The following is a 13,472-nucleotide window of genomic DNA, read 5'->3' as shown; positions in this document are numbered from 1 at the left end:
GCCGAAAATAAGCTTTAGGAGTCATATAAATCTGGTGAAAAACCTCACTATAATTTAGTAGTCAATAAGCTAACTGCTTCGCAGAAGTCAAAACTGATGCATTACAAGCCTATTAGACCTCTGGTAAGAATCAAAAATAAAATCAATTATTATCCATAAATTATCAATTATTTCCCCTATTACCTATTATCTATTGCCTATTCCCTCTTTTGGAGGAGATGTCTATTGATGAATGAAGCTTTGCCAGACTCAAAGCATTTTTCCATTTCTACGGATTAAGTTTCTTAGCTCTGTATCCAGTTGATTCTTTTTTCAGTAGTTAGTAGTGATATTTCAATCCATATCAACTACATCATATTACCTATTACTTCAACAGAGTTAACTTTTCAATTCTGACTGGTGACTAAAATTATTTGCCCAAGTCATTTTAATAATTCTCAGGTGGTAACTTATAGTATTTCGCATCAACTCTTTCCTGCCGTAATTCTTGGAGAAATTTCTTTGCTTTTTCTGGGTCCCAAAAAGCCCCCATTTGTATCTTCATACCATTAGTCGTTTCACGAATATAAGCATCTGAGACTATTTGCTGTGCATTGTACAAAGACTCTTCATTCACATAATCTACAACAACATAATACCAACCATTATCTGACTGTATAGGAGTAGTTATTTCAGAACTGTCAGAATTTTTTACTGTTGGAGATGGTACTGGAGAAGATGGAGTAGTTACAACAGATTGTTGATTAGGAGATTGAGTAGACTGAGGCAATAAGGTGCTGCTGAGATTATCAAGTTCTGCCCTTGGTTTATAGGTAGGTTGTGCCACAGTATTAGTACTTCCGGATATTGGAGGTGGTACCACAGGTTTCAATGTTGCAGTGGGAGATGGAAACTGGCTAGATTTAGGATTAACATTACTTAGGGTATTCAAATCTAAATCTACAAATTCTTGAGATGCCAAGTCAGGAGATTTTGGTAAAGGTTGCTCCTCTCTATTTTGACCATTACCACCAGTAGTATAATCTGTATCTTTTTGAGCTGAAGTATCTTTTAACAAACGGTCTAAACCAAGATTTTTCAGACCTGATGGATTCATCACAACATAACCCAAAGTTGTACAAGAAATCAAAAATAGAAACATGGAAACTATTCCTAGAGGAGTAAACAAACTTGCTAAGTAAGTAGGTTGCTCCTGACGACGCGATTTTAATTTGTCTAAACTCTGTAGAAGTTGTTCTGAAGATTCAAGGTTGTCATCTGGCGCTGTGGAATTATCTGTACCTAGTTGAGATGTCTGTTTCTCACCATCCTGATTTTCTGCATCAGCTCTGTTGGCCATAGTAAGTTCTGATGGAGTTGGAGGTTCGATCGCTACTGGTGAATTTTTGTTGGCGGAAGTGTTAGATATTTCAGAGTCTTCTAGTGATAATTTTGGTTCTGATAAAGGTAATGGGGATGCTGTTTGGTCATCTACCGGTGATACAGAAATTAATTCGGGTGTTTTATAAATTTGTTTATTACTATTTTGCTGAGAAACTTGTGATTGTTCTGTTCGCCTGCGGTACTTGCGATATCTTGTTAATTCTGCTTCTAGTTGTACATCTAAACTGTCCATTACAGCTTGCAAAGTGGGATTCAATTGGTCTGTAGAGCTTTTAGTGGACTTAACCAAAGAACTTTGACTCATTTGAGAACTCCTGTTACCGACTCAATAAATTTTATATTTGAGATAGAATGTCCCAACTATTGTAAAACGACTATGGATTTTCAATCTCTCAATCAGATTTTAGGCTATCTCCAAATTATGGAGCGATCGCCTCAACAACAACAGTTTCTGAAACTGATGGAATGTTGGGAACAAGTTTTAGGAGTTATGGCTACCCAAACTAAGCCTCTATATATAGACCGGGGAGTTTTATATGTTGCAACATCTAGTGCTGCTTTATCTCAAGAACTTAGTTTTCGGGTGCCCCAACTTTTAGATAAGCTCAATCATTTTTTACCCACACCCCTAGACAATATCAGGTTTTCTGCTGCTCACTGGCATACAATTCACTCTCATAAATCAAGGCAAACTGAAAAAAATGATTGGCTACAGCATCCTAGCATGATTCCTAAATCTCAAAAAGCAACCTTGAAAGACTCGACTCATAAAAATCAAAGTCCTCAAACCACATTTAAAAATTGGGCTAAAACTATCAATACCCGCTTTCAAGGTTTACCTCTATGTCCTCAATGCCAATGTCCTACACCCCCGGGAGAAATTCAACGTTGGTCAGTATGTGCAATTTGTGCCACTAAACAGTGGTCATCAAGTTAATTTTTAATTATTTCATAATTTTAACTCCTCAAATGTAATTGAAAAGACAAAAACATTAATTTTTATATTAAGTGGGTGACTAGAAATTTTTGATAGTTTTTTGAGTCTATCTTTATGGGCTTTAAGCCAAAAATATTTTCCATTACTTGGTTTAAATATTATCTATTTTACTTCGATCTGACTTATCTTTTAACTTGATCCCTATCAAGTTTACCGAAAAAATGTATGAATTAATACATTTTTTACGTACTAGATTTCACATAAATGTTTCTGTTTATAAAGTAATTATAAAAATAATATAAATTTTATTTAATTGATAGGGATATTCATAATCTAGGTGTCACAATGGATTTAATGGATTAAAACCACGAGTCTCTTGGATTCAAAATAATTAAGATAGACTCAATTAAATTTAGGAAAATTTTTTATGAAACCCACTTTAGTTTGTCGTAATTGCCGATACTATTTACCAGAAGGAAGACGTGGTGGTGTTTGTCAAAAGTTAACTACACCAGTTGAGAGTAATTGGAAAGCCTGTTCATTAGCTTCTTCTCCCTTCAATAAATCCTGGGAAAATATTGAGAGCATAGCTATCTGGAATCAGCAAATCGATCAAAATTTGGAAGTAGTTAGTTTTACCTAAAATGAAAGTTAAAAGCCTTGTTTCTTTCAAGAGGGTACTTGATACCCTTCTATCTATAAGAACAAGGTTTGTCTCCAATTTTTTTTAGCTCAACTAACTAACAAAATTGGGGTTAGTTATTATGAGAAATATAAGTTAAGGTCTCAGTAACTTATCCATGTCAAAAAAAAGCTACATTTTTATCCTGACTCTAAGAGACTTTTTGTAAAGTTTTGTAAGGGAAAAGAACGCTCTTTAAATTGTAACTACTTGGTTATTTATCCCAAACTTTGTGCTTTGAAATACTGAATTGGTGAGGAGTAAAAACACTTTATAATTCTTGACAAACAATCTCTAAGGTAACCAAGGGTATCTGCGAAAGTCTGGAGGTCGTTTTTCTAGGAATGCTTTTTTACCTTCAGCTCCTTCCTCTGTCATGTAGTAAAGAAGAGTAGCATTACCAGCCAATTCTTGTAGACCAGCTTGCCCATCACAGTCAGCATTAAAAGCAGCTTTGAGACAACGAATAGCGATCGGGCTTTTTTCCAGAATTTCTGAAGCCCAGTTAATGCCCTCTATTTCTAGTTCCTCTATAGGTACAACACAGTTAACCAAGCCCATTTCCAAAGCTTCTTGAGCTGTATACTGCCGACAGAGGAACCAAATTTCTCGTGCCTTTTTCTGACCAACTATTCTAGCTAAATAACTTGCCCCAAACCCACCATCAAAACTACCTACCTTAGGTCCAGTTTGACCAAAAATTGCATTGTCAGCAGCAATAGTTAAGTCACAAATAATATGCAAAACATGACCCCCCCCAATAGCATATCCAGCAACTAAAGCAATGACAACTTTGGGCATGGAACGAATTAAGCGTTGTAAGTCCAATACATTCAGTCGTGGTACTCCAGTCTCATCAACATAACCTGCTGTACCTCTTACACTTTGGTCTCCACCAGCACAGAAAGCATACTTACCATCTGTGTGAGGTCCAGCACCTGTAAATAAAACTACTCCAATATTTGGATCTTCACGAGCATCAACAAAAGCATCATAAAGTTCAAACACAGTTTTAGGACGAAAAGCATTGCGTTTGTGGGGACGATTAATAGTTATTTTGGCAATTCCATCAGTTTTGTGGTAAAGAATATCGCTATACTCTTTAACAATTTGCCATTTTATTTGCAAAGGCTGATTACTCATATTTTTAGAAGTTGATAGATATTTTGTTTTCAGTACACCAGGTTACTAGATATCTAACAGCTTTATTTAACTAATCTCAAACCTTATTATTTCGATTTACTGTAATACCACCTGTTTTTTAGTCAATCCTTTAACATCCTGCTTATATTGAACTAGTATTTTCTTGTTGTACTATGGTTGATGGATTTAAGTTTTCTCCCGTCCCAGGTGAACAACGACCTAGTACCACTACATGGAAGTTAAAAGTCAAAAGTATTGATTTGTAATTGTTTTAGGATTTTGTCTGGTCAGTTATTTCCGCTATCCTGCACTATTGTTAGATAAACAAGTTGCTAGATTGTCTAAGCCCAAGTCTATTGCTAAAATCCTGTCAGGTTTTATCGGAGATTTTAGATGATTGACCATCCAAGTTATCTAGTCCATCAAAAGTGGATGAGTCGAGTATTAGAATTGGCCAAAATTGCTGGTAATGCTGGAGAAGTACCAGTTGCAGCTGTCATAGTAAACTCAGATGGCAAGTTGATTGCAGAAGCTCAAAACCGACGGCAGCGAGATTTTGACCCTACTGCTCATGCAGAAATATTGGCTTTGCGACAAGCGGGACAAATTTTGCGGAATTGGCACTTAAATAAATGTACTCTCTACGTTAATCTCGAACCTTGCCCGATGTGTACGGGGGCAATATTGCAGGCAAGAATAGGTTTATTGGTTTATGGAGCAGACGATCCGAAAACTGGCACAATACGAACTGTTGCTAATTTTCCAGATAGTGTTTTTTCTCATCATCGTCTGGCTGTATTGGGAGGAATAATGGAATCTGTTTGTCGTCAAGAATTACAGTCTTGGTTTGCTCACCTTCGGTAAACAAGAAAGGGAATTATTTTGTGGTGAAACCTGCTATCCACAATGACAGATAATGAGCAATTTTTGTGTTTATCTAAGTAAAGTAAATTAACTTTGAAAATATAGCAGTCTCAGGAAAGGTTATACCATTTCTGAATAGTAATCCTATGTTTGATTGCTATATAACTACTGCCTAACTCCCCATCTCCCTATCTCCACATTACAAAGATATATAGCAAACTTTTTGAGATTTGGTATTAAGATATATCATATCAAATCTGTTGAATTTGGTATAAAAACATTCTCCATCTTCACCATTACCAAATCTTTATAAATTTTTTTCCCTCCTGACTCCTGACTTCCCCTCCTGGGAGGGGTTAGGGGTGGGTTGACTCCTGACTCCTACTTCAAAAGATTTTATACAGATGCTACCGGATTTGATATCAAAAGTTTAAAACTCAGATAAAACAAGATTTTTTCTTCTCTTCTAGATAATTAAAGCCTTCTTCCTTCTACTATAAAATAGTCAGCATTCAGCAGCCAGCTATTAGCTAGCCTCATAAGGTCGTAACTGCGGAGTTCAGCTAATTTTGTGGAAGGTAAAAGCAACCTTTGAAATTGATTTTGAATAAAAAGTTACTGCCATGTGTTCCCTTGCCAAATCTGAGAAGTAATTATTGATTACTGATTGCTGTTTGCGTAGCATCCCACAGGGAAGTGCTGACTACTAATAGCTGAATGTTTACATAAAATAGGCAGATAAAAATAAAAAAGATGATAACTGAAGTGTTAATTTCTATAGCTGACAGTATAAGAAGTGTCATTTAAGGATGCCACTAGAACAGGAATAAAGTTTACCTTAGAGTCAAGAAATTAAATTAGATGATTGAGCTAAAAAAACTATGATAAATCTTGACTTTATCCAAGCTTATTTAAGGAAATTACATTCTCCAGTAAACTCAAAACCTTCTAGCATTTCTCCTTGGTTAGCATCTTTGTCTTATTTTTTAGGTCGTCATATAGTAATGCCGTTGTATTTTCGTAAAATAAATATTATTGGAAAAGAGAATATTCCGAAAGATGGACCTGTGATTTTAGCTCCCACTCATCGTTCTCGTTGGGATGGGTTAATCATACCTTATACTACAGGTAGATTAGTGACTGGTCGAGACCTAAGATTTATGGTTAGTATGGATGAAATGAAATGTTTACAAGGATGGTTGATTAGACATTTGGGCGGGTTTCCTCTTAATCCAAAAAATCCGGCAGTTTCTTGTTTTCGCTATGGAGTAGAATTAATGTTAAAGAGGGAAATGTTAGTGATATTTCCTGAAGGTAAAATTTATCGCGATAATCAAGTTCATTCTCTCAAAACAGGATTAGCTAGAATAGGATTACAAGCTGAGTCTTATCAACAAAATCTTGGTGTTAAAATAGTGCCTATATCTTTGAATTACAACCCAGTTATTCCACGCCGTGCTTGTAATGTTATGGTTCGTATTGGTGTTCCTTTATCTGTAAATGATTATATTTATGGATCGGGGAAAAAGCAGGCACAAAACTTAACTATGGATTTAGAAGCAGCACTTAAAAATATAGATGGGCATTCAACAATTAATAATTAACAATTAATCATTAATAATTACTTCTCCTGAAAATGGATAGAGTTGGCGAATAAGATTTTTGTGATTTATCTATTCTTTAAATCAGAGGCTATAAATCTTGATTATTTGGTAAATCAGAGAAGAAAGAAGGAGGATTAATAAATATACTTTTTCTCGCCAATCAGGGTGAATAATTAATTTTCATTGTGAGTCTAAAGTTTTTGAATTTGATGACAACATCAATATTCTATAGCCAAGAATATAGAAAAGGCTTTTATTTATTTATAGTGATTTTGAACGATTCTTGATTATCCTCAATTTTCAGCACACCTGAATACTGTCAAAAAAATATATATAATACTAGCTTGATAAATGTTGGCTACAAATAATAGATAATTTTGGTATGGAGTTGGTTTGTTTTTGTTAAAAATTATCGAGCTAATTGAGTGAGAAAATATATTATTGTTATTGTTATTGCTTTTTTCTAACTTCTTCCCTCTTTTGTTTGATTTCACATCTAGTTCTGGGCTGTTTCATTCTAAACTGTGATATTGTATGTATTGACGAAACTACATTATTTAAAACTAATGTAAATTGATCTTTCGCTGTCTGAAAATCAATAAATTTATTGCCAAAATCTAGAATAAAATGACTATGTTTCTAGATAACTCAAGCCTTATTCCTTAACTACACTATTTGTAATAATTTTTTTTCAAAATGGTATAGTATGATAATTATCAATAATTTGGAAAAAATCCAAAACTAATATGAAATACTAAAATTTTTGCTATGTATCCTTTTTCTTGTCAAAGAGTTTTAAGGGAGGTATTACGTAGCATTATTTTTCATATTTCATATGTGGATATGTGGCAGAAGGAAGAAGGAACAAGGAAAAATCTGGTGTTGCCTGAGTTTTAAGTTTTTGATATATCCGCGCTCTTTCCTTTGACTTCTATAACATTATAAGATTAAATATTTGAGTAGTGATGTACAAGTAGTGATTTTTATAGTTTTGTTTCTAAAAGTGAAAGGGATTTACTTATCAATATCACTACATTTGCAGAACTACCAAAATTTGAAGTTCCTATCTTTTTTACCTTTTCTGTATTTCTGCACAACTTATAAAAGTTTGCACCGATAGTTAGGAACAGTTTAAGATTGATCGCTATTTCTTATTCCCAAAAATTATCAAAATTTGTACTTAATTTAGTCGAAAACTTCTGTAAATTTAAGACTACTATATGAGGATATTTCGTATATGAAGCCAGTATTGACAAATTTAATCCCTAATTTTCAATCTAGCCAAATTGTGTGTTTGGAGTATGAAAATACTTGTTTATATGCAGAAGTAATTCAAGTATTAGAAACACGCAAAATGTGTTGGGTTCGTCCTTTGTTGTTGAAATTATCTACTTCAGAGGTTAGGTGTGAAAATCATCAAAAAAATTTAGAAAAATCAAGTTTATGGGATTTGCGAGATGGAGCTGATTTGGTTTGGCCAATATGTTTATTCAGGGAAGCTATTGATACAGAGTTTATTCCACTTTTGACTGAATTAGAATTGCTAGATAGTCAAGAGAAAAATCTGCAAATTTCACACCAAAAATTACAACATTTTGTGAGGAAAGTTTGGCAGGCTTATCCTGATGCTTTTCCCTTGATTCATGATTAATATTTGGAATACTTGAGAAGTAATAAATCTAGCAATTAATCGATGTTATTTTTCTTGTATTTTCTATTTAGCGACTAATCCGGAGTGAAAGCTTCAATAATTAGGACTTGCTGATTAACTCTCAAAGCATTGACAGATAAATGCAAGTGTCTTTTTAGGTGGAAAAAAATCCCAGATTTTCGGTCTAAAAGCTCAAAAAGTTAGTATTTTGGGCAAACAAGGGCAAAAAAATCAAGGGACAATTCTTACAACTATCTCCTAATTAATTCCCATTTCTCCTGAGTTCTTAGTTCTGGGTTCTACCCTTACCAAAAGATTTTTTCAGCAAACCCTAATTCATCATAGTTAATAGTTGTTTGGGAAATATCTGGAATATTAGTTTCGGGTAAAGGTTGGGGTGATTTTTGAGGTTGTATAGTGGGATGAGATTTTTGTTGTGGAATAGGAATAGGTTGAGGGGGTGAAGGGTGAGAAATTATAGGAAAATTAAGTTTGGGAGAATAGATATAAGTCGCAACAATAAATATGAATATACCTGTTCCAGTTAGTAATATATTTGTTTCTCCTCGATCAAAAGTTTTGACATAATTTTGATAAAGAGGTTTGATACCTGGAATATTTAAGGTAGCCATTTGAGACATAATTGTTCGAGAAACCTTAGATATTTGAGAAATAATACTCTGAGGTTGAACTTGAAGTAATGTCAACCATTCCTGTACAGTTTGAGGGCGGTATTCAGGTTGAATTTCCATTCCTTTAATCATGGCATTATTTACGCGATCGCTAATTTCTGTATTGATTTTTTTGGTTCTACTAATAAGTCTTGTTTACTTTGTATTTTTATCAGCTTGAAAATTAACTTTAAAGCGAAACGGACTTGTTTTGGTAAGGGGGTTTTATGTATGACTATAGGATTAAAATTTTGTATTTATTATTTCCAGATTTTGACCAAATATCTTCTGCATTTATGCTCAACCCTAAAATTAAAGCACTACCAGCAAGAGCAGTGATATAAATAGGAATATGTTCTTGTCTCCAATCAGTTAATCAGTTACTCCAAATACACCAATTATACCTAAAAAACTGGTAACAAAGTCTCAAATAGACCCTGCTGCAAATATAAAAAGTAAAAATTCTTGTATTTTATTTAATATCATGTCCGGATAATTAGTTATAAAAAAACTTTCTCCTTCTTCTCCTGTTGTTCTTCTTTATTACCTCTTTCCTCCTGACTCCTGAGGACTGACTCCTGAGGACTCCGTAGTTATTTATTTATCACTGTTTAACCGGACATGATATAACTCCGAACTTGTTTAAAGTTATTTATCTGAAATAAAGAACAATTCCAACAATAATAGCTGCGACAAAAAAATATTACCATGAACAAATTATTTGAGATTCTTATTTGTTTGTGAGGAAATTTATTTTGGTTTATTGGTTCATATTCACTAGTTAATATTTCATTTTGACTAATTACTGGATAACTTGTAAATGATTCGTCTTTAATCTCCCACTTGTGAATAAAATGTTGAAATTTTTTTGTGGATATAGCGTAAATAAAGTCTTTAAGAGATTGCCATTTAGTTTTAATTAACCAATTAGATAACTGCTCCTTGCGCTCTTTTTATCGGCAACTTGTACATGATGCAATTAATCCCGGAATTAATATGTTAAAGCGTCTGGCTATATATAATCAAGAACGTCAAGAAATTCAACAGCAATCCATTAGAATTGGAATTGGAATCAATACCGATGATTTAATGTTAGGAACTGTGGGAGGTGGGAAAAGAATTAGACATCTGGTGAAAATAAACTTACCCTTTATTTAACATAAGCTAGAGTTGTAAAAGTCAGTTCCCTAAATCATTTTTCGTACCTTTTTCCTAAAAATCTATTCCCTGTTACTTTCCGGAGCTGTTGCCTGTTGCCTGCTATGTGCAAAAAGTCTATATCTTTTTCACGCCTATGTCTATTGATACTACAGTGATCGGTGATGCTGTTAATTTAGCCTCTCGTTTAGAAAATTTAACTAAGTTATATGGACTAATATTTTAATCAGTGGAAATACTTTATTTGATTTAGAAGAATTAGATAAATATAATTATCATTTTTTAGATAGAGTTAAAGTAAAAGGGAAAAAAGAAGCAGTTGCAGTATTTGAAATTTTGGATGGAGATGGTGAAGCACAAAAGCAATTAAAAATTCAAACCAAAACTGAATTTGAACAAGCTATTATTCTTTATTATCAACAAAAATATTCAGCAGCAAAAGAAATTTTCTTAAATATTTTCCACATCAACCTGGAAGACAAAGCTATAAAACTTTATCTCAAACGTTGTCAAAAATCTCAAATTTACGGCATTCCAGAAGAATGGAAAAAAGATATAGTAATTATAGATAAATAGTAGATTATATTATAGGGCAATTTATGAATGAAATATTACCTTATATTTATTTCTCAATATAATATCTAAATTTTTCTGTTTTTTCTTAAACGCCTATTTTTAGGCCATAAATCAGTTTCTAAAATTAATTAGTGAGAAATGGGAGTAAACCATTCCCTAAAAAAACCCTTCATTAGATGGTATAATTGAAAAATCCTAATTTAATACGATTCACACAAAAACGCTATATATAGTGAATAAAAACTATAACGTTATAGATATATAGTGTTGATAATTCATACGTTGTGTAATACCAGTTTGATAAGTGTTTGTAACAAATGGTAGGGACGTTGTATGCAACGTCCGTAGGTCAGAAGAAAGAGGAAAGAAGCAAAAAATATTGAAGAAAAAAAAGGTAAAAATAAATAGATATAACTATCTAAAATAAATTGGAGAATCTCTTTTTAAGTATCTCTGATCGAGATGCACCTTTTTGTAGCATTCTTTTTTTAAGCTGGTGTAAATCCTAATTAAAGTTCAAATATTATAAATAAAACTTAAATGCTTACCAAAAATCAACAACAAACAAAACAAAATTGGAAACAAATAGCCAAACAATTTGAAGCTGTTGTGGGTAAAAAAGGCGTAGTTCAACGCAAAGAAGAATTATTAGTATATGAATGTGATGGTCTAGCTAGCTATCGCCAACGCCCCGCATTAGTAGTATTACCGCGCACTACTGAACAAGTCGCAGCAGCAGTAAAAATATGCGATCGCTTAAATATTCCTTGGCTTCCTAGAGGTGCAGGAACGGGTCTTTCTGGAGGGGCATTACCAATAGAAAACTGCGTTTTAATTGTCACTTCATTAATGCAAAAAATCCTGAAAATAGACTTAGAAAATCAACAAGTTGTTGTACAACCAGGAATTATAAATAATTGGGTGACACAAGCAGTTAGTGGAGCTGGTTTTTATTACGCTCCTGACCCTTCTAGTCAAATTATTTGTTCTATCGGTGGGAATATTGCGGAAAATTCTGGGGGGGTTCATTGTCTCAAATACGGTGTAACAACTAATCATGTTTTAGGATTAAAAATAGTTACTCCCGAAGGCTCAATAGTTGATATTGGCGGACAAATTCCAGAGATGCCTGGTTATGACTTAACAGGTTTATTTGTAGGTTCCGAAGGTACCCTGGGAATAGCTACAGAAATTACTCTCAGAATTCTCAAATCTCCCGAATCAGTTTGCGTGCTTTTAGCAGGATTTCCTAATATTGAATCTACCGGACAAACTGTGTCAGATATTATCAGTTCTGGCATTATTCCTGGGGGAATGGAAATTATGGATAATTTCAGTATTAATGCTGTGGAAGATGTCGTCAAAACCAATTTATATCCCCGAAATGCTGCTGCTGTTTTATTAGTAGAATTAGACGGTTTAGAAGTAGAAGTGGATCGAAACAAACAGCGCATCAAAGAAATATGCGAAAAAAACGGAGCTATAGAAATTACTACTGCTCATGAACCAGAAAAAAGGATGAAATTATGGAAAGGACGGAAAGCTGCTTTTGCTGCTGCTGGTAATATTAGTAAAAATTATTATGTACAGGATGGAGTAATTCCTCGGACAAAAATGGCTTATGTTTTAAGTGAAATTGAAAGAATTAGTCAAAAATATGGTTATCGTATTGCTAATGTATTTCATGCGGGAGATGGGAATCTTCACCCGTTAGTTTTATATGATGATGGTATTGAAGGTGCTTTTGAAACTGTGGAAGAAATAGGTGGAGAAATTCTCAAGATTTGTGTGGAAGTTGGTGGTAGTTTATCTGGAGAACATGGCATTGGTTCGGATAAAAAATGTTATATGCCTTTAATGTTTAACAAGATAGATTTAGAAACGATGCAATGGGTAAGAAGTGTTTTTAATCCCAAGGGTTTAGCTAATCCTGAAAAAATATTTCCTACACCTCGAACTTGTGGAGAGTCTGCTAATGTTCAGCAGGTTAAACAGTTTGAAGGAGCAGAGGTTTTTTAAATTTTATTTGCCTTATTTATCAAATATTAGAGGCTGTTTGTAAAAGGAATATTAAATCCAGGCGTAGGGTGGGTTAGGCGGCAATAATTATGAGTCGCGAACCAAAATCTTAACTGTCTGCCGTAACCCACCGAACATACCGAATATTAAGCCAATATACTGTCTTAATCTTTGCTTGTACATTCACTTTCTTATCTAGTTACTAGATCAAAAAATGACAGATGAAGATAGAGACTTTAACCAAGTCAAAAGTCAAAAGTCAGAAGTTAACCCACCCCTAACCCCTCCCAGGAGGGGGATGCGTGAGCAACTCTCCAAAAATATTTCGTCTTAAAAGGCGGGGTTTTAGACCCAATTATTTTGATAAAATATTTTTGAAAATGGCAATGAATTAGAGTTACTTTATAGATGAGGAGTAGTATCTAGTGATAAATTTTCCACTTCCTACTCCCTCTTGATTTTTCAGTCAGATTACACATAAACAGAAGCAAATACAAATATTTCAGATATTGATATTAATTAAAAAATTAAACTTTTTTCTATTGAGGTACAAAAAAATTCTAGGTTTTAGGCAATAGTTCCAGAAAGCAACAGACAATAAGAAAGAAAAAGACAACTGTACCTTAGCAGAAGCTAGAAATGCTGGTAGTCCTGTAGATGTAGTGATCAAATTACAGTAAAGCGATATAGCTGCCGCACTTGCTCCCTCCGCCAACGCTTCATGATCATGGTGAATAAAATACCAAATAGCACCCAAGTGATTTTCTAATTTTTTAGAAAAGGA

The 13,472-nt window shown here is 33.7% G+C and carries 11 protein-coding genes and 1 pseudogene; 8 read left to right on the top strand and 4 right to left on the bottom strand.

All coding sequences use genetic code 11. The features are described from left to right. Nucleotides 1-427: 427 nt before the first annotated feature. A complete protein-coding gene (locus F6K27_RS11950) occupies nt 428-1,687 on the bottom strand; it encodes a hypothetical protein (protein ID WP_287276350.1) in 1,260 nt (419 codons plus the stop codon). A 72-nt stretch (nt 1,688-1,759) separates the two neighbouring features. On the opposite strand from F6K27_RS11950, the gene F6K27_RS11945 reads away from it, so the two are divergent. Together F6K27_RS11945 and F6K27_RS11940 are read left to right on the top strand one after the other, a co-directional pair. Next, nucleotides 1,760-2,320 carry a DUF721 domain-containing protein gene (locus F6K27_RS11945; RefSeq protein WP_287276349.1) on the top strand — a complete coding sequence of 187 codons (561 nt, stop codon included), beginning with the start codon at nt 1,760-1,762 and terminating at the stop codon, nt 2,318-2,320. Between the two features lie 427 nt (nt 2,321-2,747). Further along, nucleotides 2,748-2,963, top strand: coding sequence for a hypothetical protein (locus F6K27_RS11940; protein ID WP_287276347.1), 216 nt, complete (start codon nt 2,748-2,750; stop codon nt 2,961-2,963). A gap of 333 nt (nt 2,964-3,296) precedes the next feature. On the opposite strand, the gene menB is transcribed toward F6K27_RS11940, so the two are convergent. Then, nucleotides 3,297-4,130: a 1,4-dihydroxy-2-naphthoyl-CoA synthase gene (gene menB / locus F6K27_RS11935; protein WP_124154173.1), complete on the bottom strand. Its 834-nt coding sequence runs from the start codon at nt 4,128-4,130 to the stop codon at nt 3,297-3,299. A gap of 408 nt (nt 4,131-4,538) precedes the next feature. On the opposite strand from menB, the gene F6K27_RS11930 reads away from it, so the two are divergent. From F6K27_RS11930 to F6K27_RS11920, 3 genes are all read left to right on the top strand, one after another. Continuing rightward, nucleotides 4,539-5,009, top strand: coding sequence for a nucleoside deaminase (locus F6K27_RS11930; RefSeq protein WP_287276345.1), 471 nt, complete (start codon nt 4,539-4,541; stop codon nt 5,007-5,009). 881 nt (nt 5,010-5,890) lie between these two features. Then, nucleotides 5,891-6,613, top strand: a complete 723-nt coding sequence (locus tag F6K27_RS11925) for a 1-acyl-sn-glycerol-3-phosphate acyltransferase (protein ID WP_287276343.1) — start codon at nt 5,891-5,893, stop codon at nt 6,611-6,613. Nucleotides 6,614-7,850: 1,237 nt separating this feature from the next. Beyond that, the gene (locus tag F6K27_RS11920) at nt 7,851-8,264 is read left to right on the top strand and encodes a hypothetical protein (RefSeq protein ID WP_287276341.1); all 414 of its coding nucleotides are present in this window, start codon (nt 7,851-7,853) and stop codon (nt 8,262-8,264) included. 305 nt (nt 8,265-8,569) lie between these two features. Here F6K27_RS11920 and F6K27_RS11915 read toward each other — a convergent pair whose 3' ends face one another. Beyond that, entirely contained in the window at nt 8,570-9,028 is a 459-nt protein-coding gene (locus tag F6K27_RS11915) for a hypothetical protein (RefSeq protein WP_287276339.1), read from the bottom strand. Between the two features lie 903 nt (nt 9,029-9,931). Here F6K27_RS11915 and F6K27_RS11910 point away from each other — a divergent pair. The 3 genes from F6K27_RS11910 to glcD all read left to right on the top strand — a co-directional run bounded on the left by F6K27_RS11910 (nt 9,932) and on the right by glcD (nt 12,688). Continuing rightward, on the top strand, nt 9,932-10,093 hold the full coding sequence (locus F6K27_RS11910) for a hypothetical protein (RefSeq protein WP_205127288.1): 162 nt from the start codon (nt 9,932-9,934) through the stop codon (nt 10,091-10,093). Between the two features lie 336 nt (nt 10,094-10,429). Continuing rightward, on the top strand, nt 10,430-10,669 hold the full coding sequence (locus tag F6K27_RS11905; protein ID WP_287276337.1) for a hypothetical protein: 240 nt from the start codon (nt 10,430-10,432) through the stop codon (nt 10,667-10,669). A 540-nt stretch (nt 10,670-11,209) separates the two neighbouring features. Then, nucleotides 11,210-12,688 carry a glycolate oxidase subunit GlcD gene (gene glcD, locus F6K27_RS11900; protein ID WP_287276335.1) on the top strand — a complete coding sequence of 493 codons (1,479 nt, stop codon included), beginning with the start codon at nt 11,210-11,212 and terminating at the stop codon, nt 12,686-12,688. Nucleotides 12,689-13,190: 502 nt separating this feature from the next. On the opposite strand, the pseudogene F6K27_RS11895 reads toward glcD, so the two are convergent. Next, a pseudogene (locus F6K27_RS11895) lies at nt 13,191-13,472 on the bottom strand (hypothetical protein); the annotation flags it as partial.

It is taken from the genome of Okeania sp. SIO2F5, assembly GCF_010692685.1.
In the GTDB taxonomy this organism is placed as follows: Bacteria; Cyanobacteriota; Cyanobacteriia; order Cyanobacteriales; family Microcoleaceae; genus Okeania; species Okeania hirsuta.
The sequence above is the reverse complement of the archived record's forward strand: the minus strand, read 5'-3'. Positions and strand labels throughout refer to the sequence as shown.